Origin of the sequence: Flagellatimonas centrodinii, assembly GCF_016918765.2 — a bacterium.
In the GTDB taxonomy this organism is placed as follows: Bacteria; Pseudomonadota; Gammaproteobacteria; order Nevskiales; family Nevskiaceae; genus Polycyclovorans; species Polycyclovorans centrodinii.
This window is the reverse complement of the sequence record NZ_CP092104.1, coordinates 930,442-946,425: the sequence shown is the minus strand read 5'-3', so window position 1 is coordinate 946,425 and position 15,984 is coordinate 930,442. Positions and strand designations below refer to the sequence as shown.

Annotated in this window: 18 protein-coding genes; 13 read left to right on the top strand and 5 right to left on the bottom strand. The window is 66.1% G+C overall.

The window, feature by feature from the left end; all coding sequences use genetic code 11:
- Together JN531_RS04605 and JN531_RS04600 are read left to right on the top strand one after the other, a co-directional pair.
- On the top strand, positions 1-1,992 hold the full coding sequence (locus tag JN531_RS04605; RefSeq protein WP_228347683.1) for a DUF2075 domain-containing protein: 1,992 nt from the start codon (positions 1-3) through the stop codon (positions 1,990-1,992).
- Positions 1,955-2,434: a hypothetical protein gene (locus tag JN531_RS04600; protein WP_228347682.1), complete on the top strand. Its 480-nt coding sequence runs from the start codon at positions 1,955-1,957 to the stop codon at positions 2,432-2,434. The genes JN531_RS04605 and JN531_RS04600 overlap by 38 nt, the downstream gene beginning before the upstream one ends.
- A gap of 21 nt (positions 2,435-2,455) precedes the next feature.
- Here the strand turns inward: JN531_RS04600 and JN531_RS04595 are convergent, their stop codons facing one another.
- Complete coding sequence (locus JN531_RS04595) at positions 2,456-2,662, bottom strand: hypothetical protein (protein ID WP_228347681.1); 207 nt, start codon at positions 2,660-2,662, stop codon at positions 2,456-2,458.
- Between the two features lie 75 nt (positions 2,663-2,737).
- On the opposite strand from JN531_RS04595, the gene JN531_RS04590 reads away from it, so the two are divergent.
- Complete coding sequence (locus JN531_RS04590; protein WP_228347680.1) at positions 2,738-2,968, top strand: helix-turn-helix domain-containing protein; 231 nt, start codon at positions 2,738-2,740, stop codon at positions 2,966-2,968.
- Between the two features lie 73 nt (positions 2,969-3,041).
- On the opposite strand, the gene JN531_RS04585 is transcribed toward JN531_RS04590, so the two are convergent.
- The 3 genes from JN531_RS04585 to JN531_RS04575 form a co-directional block, all read right to left on the bottom strand.
- Entirely contained in the window at positions 3,042-3,380 is a 339-nt protein-coding gene (locus tag JN531_RS04585) for a type II toxin-antitoxin system RelE/ParE family toxin (protein WP_228347679.1), read from the bottom strand.
- Positions 3,377-3,610, bottom strand: coding sequence for a type II toxin-antitoxin system ParD family antitoxin (locus JN531_RS04580; RefSeq protein ID WP_366522414.1), 234 nt, complete (start codon positions 3,608-3,610; stop codon positions 3,377-3,379). The genes JN531_RS04585 and JN531_RS04580 overlap by 4 nt, the downstream gene beginning before the upstream one ends.
- Positions 3,611-3,730: 120 nt before the next feature.
- Positions 3,731-5,377: a glutamate synthase-related protein gene (locus JN531_RS04575; RefSeq protein ID WP_228347677.1), complete on the bottom strand. Its 1,647-nt coding sequence runs from the start codon at positions 5,375-5,377 to the stop codon at positions 3,731-3,733.
- Between the two features lie 227 nt (positions 5,378-5,604).
- Here JN531_RS04575 and JN531_RS04570 point away from each other — a divergent pair, with 227 nt between their 5' ends.
- The 6 genes from JN531_RS04570 (at position 5,605) to JN531_RS04545 (ending at position 9,574) form a co-directional block, all read left to right on the top strand.
- The gene (locus tag JN531_RS04570; protein WP_228347676.1) at positions 5,605-5,757 is read left to right on the top strand and encodes a hypothetical protein; all 153 of its coding nucleotides are present in this window, start codon (positions 5,605-5,607) and stop codon (positions 5,755-5,757) included.
- Positions 5,758-5,784: 27 nt separating this feature from the next.
- Positions 5,785-6,783 carry a CehA/McbA family metallohydrolase gene (locus JN531_RS04565; RefSeq protein WP_228349971.1) on the top strand — a complete coding sequence of 333 codons (999 nt, stop codon included), beginning with the start codon at positions 5,785-5,787 and terminating at the stop codon, positions 6,781-6,783.
- 116 nt (positions 6,784-6,899) lie between these two features.
- Positions 6,900-7,085 (top strand): hypothetical protein, encoded by a 186-nt coding sequence (locus tag JN531_RS04560; protein ID WP_228347675.1) that lies wholly within the window; start codon positions 6,900-6,902, stop codon positions 7,083-7,085.
- Between the two features lie 146 nt (positions 7,086-7,231).
- Positions 7,232-7,678 (top strand): PA2169 family four-helix-bundle protein, encoded by a 447-nt coding sequence (locus JN531_RS04555; RefSeq protein ID WP_228347674.1) that lies wholly within the window; start codon positions 7,232-7,234, stop codon positions 7,676-7,678.
- Between the two features lie 93 nt (positions 7,679-7,771).
- The gene (gene truD, locus JN531_RS04550; RefSeq protein WP_228347673.1) at positions 7,772-8,806 is read left to right on the top strand and encodes a tRNA pseudouridine(13) synthase TruD; all 1,035 of its coding nucleotides are present in this window, start codon (positions 7,772-7,774) and stop codon (positions 8,804-8,806) included.
- A 75-nt stretch (positions 8,807-8,881) separates the two neighbouring features.
- On the top strand, positions 8,882-9,574 hold the full coding sequence (locus JN531_RS04545; RefSeq protein WP_228347672.1) for a P-loop NTPase family protein: 693 nt from the start codon (positions 8,882-8,884) through the stop codon (positions 9,572-9,574).
- A gap of 70 nt (positions 9,575-9,644) precedes the next feature.
- Here JN531_RS04545 and JN531_RS04540 read toward each other — a convergent pair whose 3' ends face one another.
- Positions 9,645-12,587 carry a parallel beta-helix domain-containing protein gene (locus tag JN531_RS04540; RefSeq protein WP_228347671.1) on the bottom strand — a complete coding sequence of 981 codons (2,943 nt, stop codon included), beginning with the start codon at positions 12,585-12,587 and terminating at the stop codon, positions 9,645-9,647.
- A 130-nt stretch (positions 12,588-12,717) separates the two neighbouring features.
- On the opposite strand from JN531_RS04540, the gene JN531_RS04535 reads away from it, so the two are divergent.
- The 4 genes from JN531_RS04535 to JN531_RS04520 all read left to right on the top strand — a co-directional run bounded on the left by JN531_RS04535 (position 12,718) and on the right by JN531_RS04520 (position 15,981).
- Positions 12,718-13,368, top strand: coding sequence for an ABC transporter ATP-binding protein (locus JN531_RS04535; RefSeq protein ID WP_228347670.1), 651 nt, complete (start codon positions 12,718-12,720; stop codon positions 13,366-13,368).
- Positions 13,365-14,588 (top strand): FtsX-like permease family protein, encoded by a 1,224-nt coding sequence (locus JN531_RS04530; RefSeq protein WP_228347669.1) that lies wholly within the window; start codon positions 13,365-13,367, stop codon positions 14,586-14,588. The genes JN531_RS04535 and JN531_RS04530 overlap by 4 nt, the downstream gene beginning before the upstream one ends.
- Before the next feature lie 40 nt (positions 14,589-14,628).
- Positions 14,629-15,495: a DUF3299 domain-containing protein gene (locus tag JN531_RS04525; RefSeq protein ID WP_228347668.1), complete on the top strand. Its 867-nt coding sequence runs from the start codon at positions 14,629-14,631 to the stop codon at positions 15,493-15,495.
- A gap of 78 nt (positions 15,496-15,573) precedes the next feature.
- Entirely contained in the window at positions 15,574-15,981 is a 408-nt protein-coding gene (locus JN531_RS04520; RefSeq protein WP_228347667.1) for a DUF4168 domain-containing protein, read from the top strand.
- The last annotated feature ends 3 nt before the right edge of the window (positions 15,982-15,984 follow it).

Below are 15,984 nucleotides of genomic sequence, written 5' to 3'. Positions count from 1 at the left end.
ATGCGCAGAGCCGCCTATTCACTAACGCCCGATCAGTTTCTGACTGAACATGACGACGCCGTTCTCGGTGCATTGACGCGGGCGAGCGACTTTGCAGTAGAGGACACGCAACGTGCCGCTTGGTTGTTCGAGATTGCCCACCTCAAGCGTGCGCTGCCCCGACTCATCGAAGCTTTCGGTAGCGGAGCGCTACATTTCGAGTACGCCATCCCCCGAATGGGTCGTCGCATTGATGTGCTGTTGGTCCTGCGTGGGGTGTTGTTCGTGCTGGAGTACAAGGTAGGCGAGTCCCGCTTTCCAGCGCACGCAATCGATCAAGTGGTCGACTACGCGCTCGATCTCAAGCATTTCCACGAAACCAGTCATCGTGCAGTGATCGCGCCGATTCTGATTGCCACCGAGGCCCCGCCAACGTCGCCAGCTCAGGTGACGGATAGCAAGGACGACCGGGTCCTATCGCCGATCTCGATTCACGCCGATGGTTTGTTCGATGCAATTAGTGCAGTGCTGACGGCCTATCCAGCGGAGCGCCTGGAGCCGGAGGCTTGGACCCGGGGGCGCTATCGGCCGACGCCAACTATTGTCGAGGCTGCTACAGCACTGTACGCCGGCCACAGCGTTGAGGCGCTTTCACGGAGTGATGCAGGCGCGATCAATCTGGCGGAGACAAGCCAGCGGCTGGAACAGATCATCGCGGAGAGTCGCGCGCAGCGCCGCAAGGCGATCTGCTTTGTGACGGGTGTGCCGGGTGCTGGGAAGACGCTGGTGGGTCTCAACATCGCTACGCAGCACATTGAACCTGAGAGCGAGCTTTACAGCGTGTTTCTATCGGGGAATGGTCCGCTTGTGAAGATTCTTCATGAGGCCTTGGCGCGTGATCGGGTGGCGCAGGCGAAGCGTGCAGGTGAGCGTATCGGGAAGGGTAAGGCTCGGAGTCAGATCAAGGCCTTTATTCAGAACGTGCATGACTTCCGCGACGAAGGCTTGCGGGACATGTCGCGCCCGCCGATCGATCATGTGGCCTTGTTTGATGAAGCCCAGCGAGCTTGGGACGCGACGCAGACCAGTAGTTTCATGCGACGAAAGAAAGGCGTGGCGGGCTTCAATCAGTCAGAGCCGGAATTCTTAATCTCGTGTATGGATCGCCATCCGGACTGGGCGGTCATCGTGTGCTTGGTCGGTGGCGGGCAGGAGATCAACACCGGCGAAGCAGGTATCGGGGGATGGCTTGAGGCGGTGCGCGATCAGTATCCCGACTGGGAGGTTTACGCTTCGCCAAATCTCCATGATCGCGAGTACCAAGCGACCGACCTACTCCGGCAGATGGCTGAACGCGGCCGTGTGCATCTCCATTCGGAGCTACATCTCTCCGTGTCGATGCGTTCCTTCCGCGCGGAGACGGTCAGTGCGTGGGTCAAGGCTGCATTGGACGGTGAGGTGGCCCAAGCCCGCGAGCTCTACGGCGAATTCAAAGCGCGCTACCCCATCGTACTCACGCGTTCGTTTGCGGATGCCAAGGCCTGGACACGTGCACAGGCGCGTGGCAGTGAGCGGTATGGTTTGGTGGTATCCAGCCAGGCGCAGCGGCTCAAGCCCTACGCCATTGATGTGCGCTCACCGATGGATCCGGTGCACTGGTTCCTCAATGACAAGGCTGATGTGCGGAGTAGCTATTACCTCGAAGATGTCGCCACCGAGTTCCATGTTCAGGGGCTGGAGTTGGACTGGAGCTGCGTGGCATGGGATGCCGACTTTCGGCGCGTGGGCGACGGCTGGCAGCATTTCAGCTTTCGCGGCGACCGCTGGCAGCGAATTCTGAAGTCACATAGTCAGCGCTATCAGCTCAACGCCTACCGAGTCCTCCTCACCCGCGCGCGCCAGGGTATGGTAATTGTGGTGCCCACGGGCGCGGAGGATGACGCGACGAGATCGCCGCGTTTTTACGACGAGACCCATGCCTATCTTCGAGAGTTGGGGCTGGAGCTACTTTGAGCATTTGACTTGGATCGAGGGCAAGCGATTGACCGATAACGTCGACCCACGAACGAAGTCTTCCGATAGCGCTGCATTGCTTGTGATCTCGGAGGAAGCTTTTGACCTTCGCTTCCGGCCGATGAAGCACCCCGAAGCGCATTTCGACTCATGGGGTGGGTTGGGGATCGAAACGTTCGGAGCGGATTGGGCGCTGGTTCAGAAACTCGACCCCAGTCGCGTATGGACGGTCATTGATGGATGCGACGAGGGTGAGGACCAGTGGATCCTGCCCGGCATTCATCATGTCAACCGGGTTGTTTACCTCTATGCACGGCATCGGCACTACTTCGCGCCGCTAGAGGTTAAAGTGTCGGACATGTCGCCCGCCGCCGATTCGAGAACGATATCGGCGCAAATCAGTCAGGTTGATCGCCTGATTCGAGATACCAAAAGGACATGAGGATGGTCGCGTTAGCCGGGCTCAGACCCCGGAGTTCACGCGAGATTGCTCGCCCGCCGCCTCAGCAACCCCGCGCGCCAGTTGCGCCAGATGGTCGAGATATTCCGTATCACCCCGCGTGCTGCCGTTCTCGACCGCCGCCATCAAGAGGTTGCGAATCCGAACGAGGTGGAAGGGCTGGGGAATGACGAGATCCGGCGATCCATTCGGGGGTTTGGGCGACTCCATGTCGAGCTCGGTGCAATCGGAATATAACTTATAGTCTATTCATTCCCAGTGGACAAGCCCTGATGCTTCTGCGGTATGTCCACGTCCCCCAGCCCAGCGTCTGTGTTGCGCGAACAGCTTGCGCGCAATCTGCGAGCCGCCCGGCAGCATGCGGGGCTCACCCAGGAACAGCTGGCTGAGCGCAGCGGCCTCCACCAGACCTACCTGAGTGACATCGAGCGCGGGAAGCGAAACGTCACGCTGGATGTGGTCGAGCGTCTTGCCGCTGCGCTGTCCGTGGCGCCCCTGGCCTTGTTGGCCGACTGATCGTCCGGATCGCTCGGCGAACAATCGTCCGGATCGCTCGGCGAACAATTGAGGGCCACGCCCTTGTGAGCCCCTAACGCTGGCCTTGACCATCGGGTTCGTCGAGCCAAGCAGGGATATCGCGGCTACGGTGCAGTACGCGCCAGACATTCACCTGGCGGTGTTGCACGACGTAGAACACGAGATACGGAAACCGGCGCAAGGGCTGAAATCGTAGGCCGGGAAGCGTGAGTTCGTGCGCGTATCGACCCGAACCTGCGTGGGGATAGCGGCCCATGTTGCGAAGCGCGCGTTCGAGCTCGTCAACCAGTCGGAGTGCGACGGCAGCGCCCGCCTCAATGCGGTAGTGGGCGATGGCGGCCTCGATGTCCCGTTCCGCCTGCTGGCGGAGGACCACCGGCAGTGCGTTCACGGCGAGGCGTTGACCCCGTCGCGCAGGCGGTCGAAATAGTCGCGATCGGCAGATACCGTCGGCGGTGTCATCGCCCCGGCGAGGAGCAGCTCGCGCAAGTGGGTGCGGTCCTGGTCTTTGCGAATGAGTTCGCGCAGGTACTCGCTACTGGTGCCGTAGCCGCCTTGCGCGACCCGTGCTTCGACAAATGCGCGCAGGGCATCGGGCAGTGAAATGTTCATGGTGGTCATGCCCGCGCAGCCTACCATCTTGGCAAAAAATGGCAAAGCCGGCGTGCGCGCCAACGTTCAGCTCCCGCTGATGGGGGTGATGACCACACGTTCCGGAACTTATCGAGCCTGTCCGTCAGCTCAGATCGACGGATTTTGGCGGGCACCGTCAGGCGCGCCAACGCCGCCGAAGCCCACGCCGCTCAGCGCGGCCATGTCGCGATGCCAGGTGGTCAGGTCGTCGCGGTTGAACTGGCTGACGTGTGTGTGCCCGCAGGCGCGGGCCATGACCTTTATGAGATCGGTGGCCGCCGTCAGGTAGCGGGCCAGTTGGTCCGCCGAGGTCTGCACCTGCAACCGGGCGCGCAGATGTTCCTGCTGCGTGGCGATACCCACCGGGCAGTGGTTGGTGTGGCAGGCGCGCATGCCCAGACAGCCGATGGCCTGCAGGGCGACGTTGGACACGGCAATGGCATCGGCCCCCAGCGCCAGCGCCTTGATGAAGTCGGCCGGGGTGCGCAGGCCGCCGGTGATGATGAGCGTCACATCGGCCCGGTCGCAGCGGTCCAGGTGCGCCCGGGCCCGCGCCAGCGCGGGAATGGTGGGCACCGAAATGTTGTCGCGAAACAGCAGTGGCGCGGCGCCCGTGCCGCCGCCGCGACCGTCCAGGATGATGTAGTCGGCACTCGCCTCCAGCGCTGCGTCGATATCCTTTTCGATGTGCTGCGCCGATAGCTTGAAGCCGATGGGAATGCCGCCGGTGGCGGCGCGCACCTCGCTGGCAAAGACGCGATAGTCGGCCACCGTGGTCCAGTCGGGAAAACGCGCGGGCGAGACCGCTGACTGGCCCGCCTTCAGGCCACGCACCTTTGCGATGCGCTCGGTAACCTTGTGGCCGGGCAAGTGGCCACCGGTGCCGGTTTTGGCGGCCTGTCCGCCCTTGAAGTGAAAGGCCTGGCAGCGCGCCACCTTGTCCATGGAAAAACCGAAGCGCGCCGAGGCCAGCTCGTAGAAGTAGCGGCTGTTGGCCTGCTGCTCTTCATCGAGCATGCCGCCTTCGCCGGAGCAGATGCCGGTGCCGGCCTGCTCGGCGCCCATGGCCAGGGCGCGCTTGGCCTCTTCAGACAGTGCGCCAAAACTCATGTCGGACACCAGCAGGGGAATCTCCAGCCGTAGCGGCCGGGCGGCGTTGGGTCCGATCACCACGTCGGTGCCCACGGCTGCGTCGTCCAGCAGCGGCGGGCGATGCAACTGGGCGGTGAGAATCTGCAGGTCGTCCCAGCGCGGCAGGGTGTGTCCGGGCACGCCCATGGCCGCCATGGCGCCGTGATGCCCCACCTTGTCCAGCCCGTCGCGGGCCAGCGCCTGAATGCCCTTGACGTGCGGCTCGTCGTCGCTGCCCTTGAGGTCGGCGTAGGTGCCGAGATAGGTGTCGCGCGCGTACTTTTGCGGGTTGGCGCGTTCCCATTCGGCAATCTCGTCGGCGTCCACCCACACCGCGCCGTCCTCGATCCAAGCCTTGAAGCGCTTCAGGTCGGCGCCCGGGTAGTGAATGTTCTTGCCGTCGGCCCAGCGGTATGTGGAGCCGTGCAGGTGGCAACTGAGTCGCTCACCGCTGACACCGCCATCGGCCATCAGTGCGCCACGATGGCGGCAGCGGCCGTAGAGCACCGACACCTTGTCTTCGTCGGGCCAGCGCAGCACCACCAGATCGACATTGGCGACAACCGCGTGAACCGGCGTGCCGGGCGTGAGTGTCGGCCACGTGGCCACTTGGGTTGGGTTCATTGAAACGGCTTCCCGTGGTGATCGTGCCTTGAGTCTATCGTGCGTCAACAACGACGCCCGGACGTGATCGGGGGCCGACCCCAACGATCAATATTCCGCCCAACCGGGGGATTGCAGGCGATCCAGATGACGTCCATACGGTCATGCCAGCGCCCGCCTTCGCCGCACCGTCATCGCCGCCCGCTAGAATTCCGGCAGGGTAAACAAAGGGGGTTCCTGTGAAGCGGGTGGGTCAACACGTTGCCGTGGCATGCGGTTCGGTGCTGTTTCTGGTGGCCTGTGGCGGGTCGCCACTGGCGGGGCCCGATCAGGGTGGCGGGCCGGTGGCCAGCCTGACCGATGGCGAGTGGCTGGCGGGCGATCTGCACGTGCACTCCTAACACAGCGACGATTCCAGCCTCAACCCGATTGCGCGGATCACCGCGCTGGCGCAGGCGGCGGGGGTCGACTATCTGGCGATTACCGATCACGACAACCATGTGGGCGGTGATGTGGCCCACAACACCTGGGTCGATCCGGATTTCCTCAACAGCCGGGTGATCATGCTCTACGGTGCCGAGTGGACCACCCAGCGCGGGCATGGCAACACCTTTTCGGCGCGGCCTTACGACCACCAGACACTGTACGACCTGCGTGACGATGCCGACGTGCGGATCGGTGAGCACGTGCGCCAGGAAGGCATTCATCTGTCTGCCAATCACCCAGCGGCGGCCGACCACTTCGGTTTCAGCTACGACATCGTCAACTCGATCGAGGTGTGGCAGTCCGCCATCTGGGCCAACGGCGCCAACGCCTCGGCCCTGCTCATCTGGGATGACATGCTGAAGTCGGGGCGGGATCTCACCGGCCGCGGCGGCAGCGATTCGCATCACGGCGTACCGGCGCCGGGCGAAACGCCGTCCAGCAATTCCTACCAGGCGCCGGCCAACAATGTCGGCACGCCCACCACCTGGGTGTTCGCCACCGATCGCTCGGCCGAGGCGGTGGTGGATGCGCTGACCAACGGCCGCGTGTCGGTAAGCGCCAACCCCTATGCGCCGCGGCTGGAGTTCTATGCCGATCTCGACGGCGACGGTGAGGCGGACATGATGATGGGCGACAACGTCGCCGCCAGCGGTGAGCCGGTCACCTTCCACGTGGACCTGGTGGACGGCCCGCCGCGGCTGCTGCCGTATTTCGTGCGTGTGGTGGCCGACGGTGCCGAGCTGACCGCGCTGACGATTCTGCCGGGGCAGTCCCGCGCCGTGTTCACGGACACCCCGCCGGTGGGCCAGCGCCGCTACTACCGGGTGGAAGTCACCGGGCCGCCAACGCTGTATCCGCAGGTGCCGCTGTCGATCGCGGTGGGCGGCACGATGGTGGCGCTGTCGAACCCGCTCTATTTCAACTTCAGTTCTGCGCACTGAGTGGACGGCATCGGCGCCGGCGCCAGCGCCAGCCCGCGCCGGCGAGCAGAGAGATTCAGCGCAACTTGTGGCGCGATGGCCGGTCTCACTATCAGGTTCAACAGAGGAGAACGACCATGAACGTCCTCATTGGCAACCAGGTGAAAACCGAACACGGCAACTACGCCTTTGCCGACCGCGAACAGGCCGAGGCCTTTGCGATGACCCTGCGGCAACGTGACCGCCGCCGCGCCGCCCGGCCACTGGCGGCGACCCCGCCACAGAAGAAATCGCAGAACAGACCGTCCGCGGGCGCCCGCTGACACCGCACCGGGGGCGCTTGCGTCCCCGGCCAGGCGGCGTAAGCTGAATTTGCCCGCAGCGCCCCGGCAGCATCGGGTCGATCGGTTTCCGGTGGTGGCGGTGCGGCCTGCGGGCGCTGCGCGGTCCCATTAGAGGAGACACGGTCATGAATTCGGTCGATACCCTGACGTTGTTGAATCGCCTCATCGTCACGTCCAAGAACGGTGAAAGCACGCTGGAAGCGGCGGCGCAGGAAGCGCATCACGAAGAGCTGAAACATTCGCTGCATGACTACGCCCAGTTCTTCCACCAGGCGGCTGAAGAACTGCAGGCAGCGGCCCGCCGGCTGGGCGGTGACCCGCCCACCCGCGCCACCTTCGACAACGCCCTGCACCGCACGGTGCTGCACCTGCGGGCGCTCGCCTACGGGCGCGACGAAAAGACCATTCTCGACGAGGCGGAAGTGGAAGAGTCGCTGGCCGACGAGCTGTATGCCGACGTCGAAAACTGGGACCTGCCGCAGGACGTGCGCGCCATGGTGATGCGCCAGGCCGAGATGGCGCGGCGCCACCACGACGAGGTGCATGCCCTGCGCGACCGCTTGCTGCACTGAGTCGGCCGGCACCTGACCTTCGCCGTCCAGCGAAGGTCAGGTGATGGGCGGGTGTCTCGACGCTGGGCATGGCGGCCCGTAGAGTGACGCCGCATGTCGACCCCAACCTTGCCGTTTGCCCATCAGGGCCCCCCGCTGCAGGCCGCCCTGCGGCAGTCTGCTGACGACTTTGCGGTGGATGAACTGCAGGCCATCGACGCCGATGGTGAGGGTGATCATGCCTGGCTGCTGGTGCGCAAACGCGGCGCCAACACCGACTGGCTGGCACGCGAACTGGCGCGCTATGCCGGGGTGGCGCCGGTGGATGTCGGCTATGCCGGGCTGAAAGACCGTCACGCCGTCACCACCCAGGTGTTCACCGTGCACCTGCCCGGCCGGGCCGACCCGGACTGGGCGGCGTTCCCGCACGACAACGTGGAGGTGTTGTCGCACAGCCGCCACCGACGCAAGCTCAAGCGCGGCGCGTTGCAGGGCAACCGCTTTCGCATCGTGCTGCGCGATGTCGTCGGCGATCACGCTGCCGCCGAGGCCCGGCTGCAGGCGATCGCCGCGCGGGGTGTGCCCAACTACTTCGGCGAGCAGCGCTTCGGCCTGGGTGGCGCCAATGTCGAGCGCGCCGAGCAGCTGTTCGCCGGCCGCCGTTTCGACCGCCAGACCCGGTCGATGCTGCTGTCGGCAGCGCGTTCGCAGCTGTTCAACGCGGTGCTGGCGGACCGGGTGCAACAGGCGACCTGGGACCAGGGCCTGCCGGGCGAGGTGTGGTCGCTGGCCGGCTCGCGCTCGTGGTTCGGGCCTGAAGCCGACGACGCCGATGCCTTGGCCGCCCGCTGTGCCAGCGGCGACATTCATCCCAGTGGTCCCTTGTGGGGGCGCGGTGCCTTGCCCACCACCGATGCCGCGCTGGCGTTGGAGCAGGCGGCCGTCGAACCCTACGCCAGTTTGCGCGACGGGCTGGAGCGCGCCGGGCTCGAACAGGACCGGCGCGCCCTGCGGCTGCTGCCGCAGGACCTGGCCTGGCAGTGGCTGGGTACGCCGGCGCTGGAGGTCACCTTCACACTGCCGCCCGGGGCCTATGCCACCGTGGTGCTGCGGGAATTGGCGGACTGGACCACCGCGGCCAGCGACTGACACACGGCGGCGGCATACTCCGTGCGTGTCGACCAGACGCCACTTTCGGCGTGATGCCCTCGGAGCGGGAGCCCCATGGCCAGTATTCAGTTCATCGGTGGCGAGAAGGGCGGCGTCGGCAAGTCGCTGCTGTCGCGCGTTATCGCCCAGTACCTCATCGATCACGGGCAGCCGTTTCTCGGCTTCGACTCCGATCGCTCGCATGGCGCGCTGCTGCGCTTCTACGCTGACTACGCCTCGCCGGTGGTCATCGACCGCTACGAGAGCCTCGACCGTCTGGTGGAAGCGGCGCTGGAGGTGCCGGGCCGACGCATCCTGGTGGACCTTGCCGCGCAGACCCACGCCCCGCTGGTGAAGTGGATGGAAGACTCGGGGCTGCTGGCACTGGCGGAAGAAGCCGAGATCAGCCTGCGCTACTGGCACGTGATGGACAACGGCCGCGACGCCGTCGATCTGCTGGCCCGCTGGCTCGACCGCTTTGCCGGCACCTGGCCATTGGTGCTGGTGCGCAACCAGTTGCGCGGTGAGGACTTCGACCTGCTGGAACGCTCCGGTGAGCAGGCGCGGGCACTGGCGGCGGGGGCGCAACTGATGACCCTGCCGCGGTTGCACGAGGCGGCGATGACCCGCATCGATGCGCGCAGCACCAGCTTCTGGGCCGCCGCCTATGGCGAACGCGAGATCAGCGGTCTCGGCCTGCTGGAGAAGCAGCGGGTGAAGGTGTGGCTGGCCAAGGTCTACGGCGAACTGGCGCGGGTCGGGCTGTAGCGCCCGACGGTAGCCACGCTCCCACAAAAAAGCCCCGCTGAGCGCGGGGCTTTTTCGTGACCTCAGCGGCTCAACCGCCGCCGAGCAACCCGCCGAGGAAGCCACCGCCGCCGACGCAGTTTTCGGCGTCTTCGTAGGTTTCATCCACCACCTCGTTGATCCACTGGGTGATCAGGGTGAAGGCCTCGGCATGCACCGTGCTGCGCGCCAGCGGCGGCATGCGGGCGGCAATGGTGGTGGCCTCGGGCCCCAGGCGGTAGGGCAGGATGCTGTCCTCGGCGCTGCCGGGCACGATGTCGTGTTCGCGGCCGCCGCGGCCTTCGGTGCCGCTGGCGGTCGGCCCCTTGCAGATGCCGTAGGTGGCGTTGACGTCACGGAACACGTCGAGGTAGTAGCCGGTGTTCTGTGCCAGCCCGCGCGGGTTGTGGCAATGGGCGCAGTTCACTTCCAGGTACGACCGCACGCGGGCCTCGATGTCGGCGTCGGAGTTGGCGACATCGCCACCGCTGCCCGGCACGTTGAAGATGGCGTTGTGCTCCACCGTGGTCACGACATGGCTGATCGGGTCTTCCACCATGCCCTCGGGGCACTGTGACAGCAGGCCGTTCTGGCACCACCAGAGGATCTGGTTGGCGCCGGCCACCGGGTGGTTGGCCTGGCCCGATTCGAACGGCGATTCGGTGGCGTAGGCGCGGTTCATGTTGCGCGGCTTCGGCCCGATCGGCGCGGTGCCGATCTCGGCATCGTCGTTGGCGTGGCAGCTCAGGCACTGGTTGGCATTGGGCATCAGGTAGGCGTCGGTGCTACCGGTGTAGCGGTCGCCGCTGTCGGCGTCGTGGTAGTCCCAGTGCATGCTGGCAAGCCCGCCCTGCTGGGTGAGCTTGGCGACCTTGCGGCCGTTCTCGACGCTCCAGATGTATTCCAGGCCATCCCAGTACACGGTGCCATCACGGCGCTTGCGCTTGATCAACAGGCGGGTTTCGGCGGGGACTTCGACATCCGCCGTTTCGTCCGGGAACGAGAAGGTCTTGGCGATGATGGTGCCCACCGGGAACAGGATGACGGCGTTCTCGCCATCACTGCCGTCCTTGTAGATGGCCTGCTCGCCGTCGGGGATGAAGGCGACGCGGTACTTCACCGAATAGTCGGAGAACAGCTTGCTGTTCAGCACGTAGGGCACGCCGCGACCGTTGGGGGTGCTGGTGGGGTCTTCGGGGTCGGCGAACAGGTGGTACTGGTCGAGCGTCGGGCAGTTCACCTCGAAGGCGGCGGCGTTCACCTGGCCCACCGGCGTGGAGGCATTGCACAGTTCGGCGATGCGTGCGTCGGTCGGCGCCGGGTCGATGTTGCCGGACGGCGTGTACTCGGGGATCACCACCGGCGCCAGCGGCGCCATGTTGCTGCCGTAGGCGTCCACACACTGGTGCGGGCTCATGTCCAGATCGGACGGGAAGTTGCCCAGCCCGGTGATCTGGTTCTGCAGCACTTCCAGGCTGAGGTTGGGAATCGCCAGCACCAGCTCCAGGCCGTCGAGGCCGTGGAAGTTGGAGAACTTGAGGCTGTCATCCGAGAACTGGTTGTCGGCATCGATGCACGAGAACCACCATTTCGGCTTGATGCGCTCGCCGTTGTCGTCAAACTTGTAGGCGTTGTAGCGGCAGCTGGGATTGGGGTACTGGTTGCCCTGGATCGGCTTGCCGTCGGCATCCTGGGGGATCGGCTGGCCATTGGCATCGGTGGGGTAGGGGCAGTCGCTGTCGAGCTCGTCGGCGTAGCCGTCCCAGATGATGTGGCCGCCGTTGTAGCCGCCACCGCCGAGCAGGTTCTTCAGCCCCACCAGCACCGGAAACACCGAGGTGATCTGCTCGCCGCCGGTCGCCAGGATGGTGGCGATATCCGGGGGCGGCAGCTTGTTGCCGTTGTTGCGGAAGGTGTTGTTCCAGATATGCATGCCTTCGGTGTACATGTCGAGGCGGCGGTCGCCGGGGTCACCGAACAGCTCGTAGCTGGTGTGGATGATGCCGGCGGTGCCGTTGTCCTCGAAGGTGTTGTCGAAGATGTCGATCTTGTCGTAGGCCAGGGTGATCATCCCCGAGCCGGCCGGCACGTTGCTGACGATGCTGCCGGGCTCGGCGAAGTTGGGCACGTTGTTGTTGCGTGACACGTTGCGGAACATCCGCGTCTCGCTGCCGTAGCGGGTGAGGCCGTCGAGGTCGTAGATGAGGAAGCCGCCGGTGTTGCACTCGGCGAGGTTGTCGGAGTACTCGCCGCGACGCACGTTTTCGATCTCGAAGCCGAACACGTTGTAGGCCGCGCGGCTGTCGCGAATGATGGCGTTGTCGGTCTGGCCGACATAGATGCCGGCGTCGGAGGCACCGATCGACTCGGTGTTTTCCACCAGGATGTTCTGCGAGTTCACCGGGTAGATGCCGTAGCGGCCGGAGGCGGCGCTGGTTTCGTAGTCGTCGAGCCCGGCGCTGCAGCTGACCTGCAGCTTCTGCTGATAGTTGCTGGCGTCGATGGTGTCTTCATTGGCGGTGAGGCGGCCGCTCGACCACATCGCACGCACCCGGCTGAGGGTGCCGAAATTAACGCCCTGCAGCTTGAAGGCGTCGCCCGGCGGGTCGAGCACGGTCAGGTCCTTGACGAACAGGCCGCGCACGTTGGTGGCCAGCAGGCCTTCCTGCGAGCCGCTGTTCTTGAACGACAGCACCGTCTTGTCGATGCCGGCGCCGCGCACCGTGACATTCTCGGTGCTGGACAACTGGATGCCCGAGGTCAGCTCGAAGTAGCCTTCGGTGAACTCGATGACATCCCGCGGCTTGGCGTCGATCATCGCCAGCACCAGCTCGGTGGTGGCATCTGGGCCGGGTTCGATCAGGAACAGGCGGCCTTCGGTTTCCGGCTTGGGGTCGGGGCCCGGGGCGCCCGGACCCGACACGGCGTTGTTGTTGCCGCAGGCGACGAGAAACAGGCTGAGGCTGGCAATCAGTAGCTGGCGGACAGACATCATTCGACTCGTGACAAGAATATGACCGGTATTGGAGGCCATTTACGCTAGGCCTTCAATGGTAATTTCGTGGACCGTACGCAAAGGCTGCGCCAAATCCCCGGCCGTGATCGTTACCTTGTAACATCCGGGCATGGTTTCATCGACCGCCCTGCTGACCCTCGAAGGCCTGCACATGCAGTACCCCGGTCGGCCGCCGCTGGCATTTGCCGACCGTCAGCTGGCCGCCGGGGCGCAGGCCCTGCTGCTCGGGCCTTCCGGCAGTGGCAAGAGCACGCTGCTGCAATTGATCGCCGGCTTGCGGCGGCCGACCGCGGGGCAGGTTCACATCGCCGGACACGCCATCAGCGCCGCCAGCGAGGCACACCGCGACCGCTTGCGAGGTCGGTTTGTCGGCCTGGTGTTCCAGCGGCTGCACCTGCTGCCGGCGCTGACGGTGGCCGACAACCTTCGGCTGGCGCGCCAGTGTGCCGGCCTGCCCGCCGATGAGGCCCATATCGCGCATCTGCTCGACGCCCTCGGCCTCGCCGCGCACGGTCGACACCGGCCGCAGGCGCTGTCGCAGGGCCAGCAGCAGCGGGTGGCGATTGCCCGGGCGCTGGTCAACCGGCCGGCGCTGGTGCTGGCCGACGAACCCAGCGCCAGTCTCGACGATGCCGCTACGGTGCAGATGCTGGATCTGCTCTGCGAGGCCGCTGCCGGCGAGGGTGCCGGCCTGCTGATCGCCACCCACGATCAGCGCGTGCAGGCGCGCATCGCGACCCACTGGCGGGTGCCGGCATGAACAACGCCCGCTTGATTCTCGCCGCCATCCGCTATCGCCCGTTGCCGCATGTGCTGCACGGGCTGCTGATGGCGCTGGCGAGCGGATTGATCGTGCTGATGCTGCAGGTCTCGCACCAATTGCAGGCGCGCGCCGAACGCGATGCGGCCGGGGTCGATCTGGTGCTGGGCGCGCCCGGCTCACCGCTGCAACTGGTGTTGTCGGCGGTCTATCAGCTCGACGTCCCCACCGGCAACATTCCGCTGGCGGCGGTCAACCGCTGGGGCGCCCACCCCATGGTGGCGCAGGCGGTGCCGTTGGCGATGGGCGACAGCGTCGGCGGCTTTCGCATCATCGGCACCACCCCGGACTATCTGGGCTTCCACGGCGGCACCGTGGCCGCCGGCCGCCTCTGGCAGCATCCGCAGGAAGCGGTCGTCGGCGCCGAGGTGGCGGCGGCCGGGCTGACGCTGGACCGTCGCCTGGTCGGCCAACATGGTCTCGCCGACGGCGGCGAGGCCCACGATCACCGGCCCTACCGGGTGGTCGGCGTGTTGGCACCGACCGGCACCGTGCTTGATCGCCTGATCCTCACCGGCCTCGACAGTGTCTGGGCCCTGCATGGCGCCGATGCCCACCAGGGCGATCACGACGATCACGATGGGCACGACCACGACCACGCCGCCGATCACGATGATCCCGCCGATGCCGAGGTCACCGCCGCCCTGCTGCGCTTCCGCACGCCACTGGCAGCGGCGGTGCTGCCGCGCGCGATTGCGGATGAAGGTGTGGTGATGGCGTCACGGCCGGCACAGGAGCTGCTGCGACTACGGGTGTTGGCCGAACTGCCGATCCGGGCGCTGCAGGGGCTTGCAGTGGCGCTGGTGATCCTCGCGGCATTGGCGATGCTGGTGGCGCTCAACAGCGCACTGGAAACCCGCCAGTACGACCTGGCGATCATGCGCGCGCTGGGCGCCAGCCGCTGGCGGCTGGTGCGGCTGCTGTGGCTGGAGGCCGCGGTGCTGGCGCTGGCCGGCACCCTGCTGGGCACGCTGCTGGCCCATGCCGCCACCGCCGTGATCGGTGCCGCCTTGCCGGGCCAGCCGTTGCAGGGCAGCCTGTGGTTGCCGGCGGAGGCGCTGGTGCCACTGCTGGCCCTGGTCGTCGCCAGCCTGGCGGTGGTCCTGCCCGGTTGGCGCGCCTTTCATGTTGATGTTGCCACGACCCTGTCACGAGCCTAGGGCGCCGCTGCAACGCTTTTCTGAGGTCCCCTGAATGCCAATGCCCCTGCGTTCCGTCGGTCTGCCGCTGTGTTGCCTCGGTCTGCTGTTGTCGGCCTGCCAGCGCACCTCGCCGCCACCGTCGCCATCGCCTGCCAGCGCCACGGCGCCCACCGTTCCGCCGTCGGCGTCCGTACCGCCGGCCGATCACGTCGTGTCACAGGTCGCCCGTGACGGCCAGCTGCCGGTGCTGGAGGTGCTCAGCGAAGGCGGCCAGATGCGCGATGGCGTGTTGATGGTGGATGCCTACGAGCGCGACCGCGTCTACCTCGGCCTGGCGCTGGAAACCGAAGCCGGACAACCGCTGGCCGACAAGACCGTCAGCGTCACCACCGACGGCAGTTCGCAGGTGCTGCTGCGGCAACCGCAGACCGATGCCGACGGCTATGCCGAATTCGAGGTGCTGGTGGGCACGGCCGGTCAGCAGGCGGTCACCGTCAGTGCCGCCGGGGTCAGCAGCCGCTTCATGCTCAACATCCTGCCCAATGACTTCGACCAGTGGCTGCAGGATCTGCCCGCCGAGGGCCTGACCCGCTGGGGCACCCTGATGGAGACCACGGTGACGCCGGTCGATGGCGTGTTGCGGGCCGATTTCCCTGCCAGCGTGCAGTCGCTGGCCGGCACCACCATCCGCGTCGCCGGGTTCATGCTGCCGCTGGACCCGACGCCGCAACAGTCGCACTTTCTGCTGTCGGCCAGCCCGCCCAATTGCTTCTTTCATGTGCCCGGCGGCCCGTCGACGGTGATCGAGGTGTTTGCCGCCAAGGGCATCACCGGCAGCTTCGACCCGCTGGTGGTGGAAGGGCGCCTGGAACTGGTGTCGGAAAGTGCCGAGGGCATCCTCTACCGCCTGCGCGACGCTCGCTAGCGCGGGGAACTCCGCGCCCCTGCGGCTTTCGGAAGAGGGAGGCAGATGCCTCGCAACCCCGGAACAGGAGGGCAGGGCATGTCACATCAACGCAGGATTTCGAACGCGGCCCCGCTGGCGCTGGCACTGTTGGCAGCGGTGGCCGCCGGCCGCGCCACGGCGCAGGCCGATGGCGGCGTTCGCCCCGGCGAGATCACGCCGCAACCGCAAAAGATCGAGCAGGGCGTTTCGACCCATGAGGCCCGCCAGTTCGCGCAGGCGGTGAGTGCGCTCAAGGATCGACAGGCGGACACCGATGCGCAGCTCGAATCGGCCGACGACCCGTCGGAGGTCGAGCGGATCCACGAAGAAGCCGAGCGCGAGATGCGCTGGGCCATCGAGGATACCGGGCTGACCGTGCAGCGCTATCAGCAGATCCTGATCGCCTACCGCCAGGACCCGGCGCTGCAGCGCGAGGTCATGCAGTACTTCCGCGAAGCCGAGTAGCGG

What these genes read in the sequence shown, in the direction of transcription:
- JN531_RS04520 (WP_228347667.1), top strand. Translation starts at nt 15,574, where the DNA reads ATGTCACATCAACGCAGGATTTCGAACGCGGCCCCGCTGGCGCTGGCA.
- JN531_RS04560 (WP_228347675.1), top strand. Translation starts at nt 6,900, where the DNA reads ATGAACGTCCTCATTGGCAACCAGGTGAAAACCGAACACGGCAACTAC.
- JN531_RS04605 (WP_228347683.1), top strand. Translation starts at nt 1, where the DNA reads ATGCGCAGAGCCGCCTATTCACTAACGCCCGATCAGTTTCTGACTGAA.
- JN531_RS04590 (WP_228347680.1), top strand. Translation starts at nt 2,738, where the DNA reads ATGTCCACGTCCCCCAGCCCAGCGTCTGTGTTGCGCGAACAGCTTGCG.
- JN531_RS04535 (WP_228347670.1), top strand. Translation starts at nt 12,718, where the DNA reads ATGGTTTCATCGACCGCCCTGCTGACCCTCGAAGGCCTGCACATGCAG.
- JN531_RS04540 (WP_228347671.1), bottom strand. Translation starts at nt 12,587, where the DNA reads ATGATGTCTGTCCGCCAGCTACTGATTGCCAGCCTCAGCCTGTTTCTC.
- JN531_RS04530 (WP_228347669.1), top strand. Translation starts at nt 13,365, where the DNA reads ATGAACAACGCCCGCTTGATTCTCGCCGCCATCCGCTATCGCCCGTTG.
- JN531_RS04545 (WP_228347672.1), top strand. Translation starts at nt 8,882, where the DNA reads ATGGCCAGTATTCAGTTCATCGGTGGCGAGAAGGGCGGCGTCGGCAAG.
- JN531_RS04600 (WP_228347682.1), top strand. Translation starts at nt 1,955, where the DNA reads ATGCCTATCTTCGAGAGTTGGGGCTGGAGCTACTTTGAGCATTTGACT.
- JN531_RS04525 (WP_228347668.1), top strand. Translation starts at nt 14,629, where the DNA reads ATGCCCCTGCGTTCCGTCGGTCTGCCGCTGTGTTGCCTCGGTCTGCTG.
- JN531_RS04575 (WP_228347677.1), bottom strand. Translation starts at nt 5,377, where the DNA reads ATGAACCCAACCCAAGTGGCCACGTGGCCGACACTCACGCCCGGCACG.
- JN531_RS04555 (WP_228347674.1), top strand. Translation starts at nt 7,232, where the DNA reads ATGAATTCGGTCGATACCCTGACGTTGTTGAATCGCCTCATCGTCACG.
- truD (WP_228347673.1), top strand. Translation starts at nt 7,772, where the DNA reads ATGTCGACCCCAACCTTGCCGTTTGCCCATCAGGGCCCCCCGCTGCAG.
- JN531_RS04595 (WP_228347681.1), bottom strand. Translation starts at nt 2,662, where the DNA reads ATGGAGTCGCCCAAACCCCCGAATGGATCGCCGGATCTCGTCATTCCC.
- JN531_RS04580 (WP_366522414.1), bottom strand. Translation starts at nt 3,610, where the DNA reads ATGACCACCATGAACATTTCACTGCCCGATGCCCTGCGCGCATTTGTC.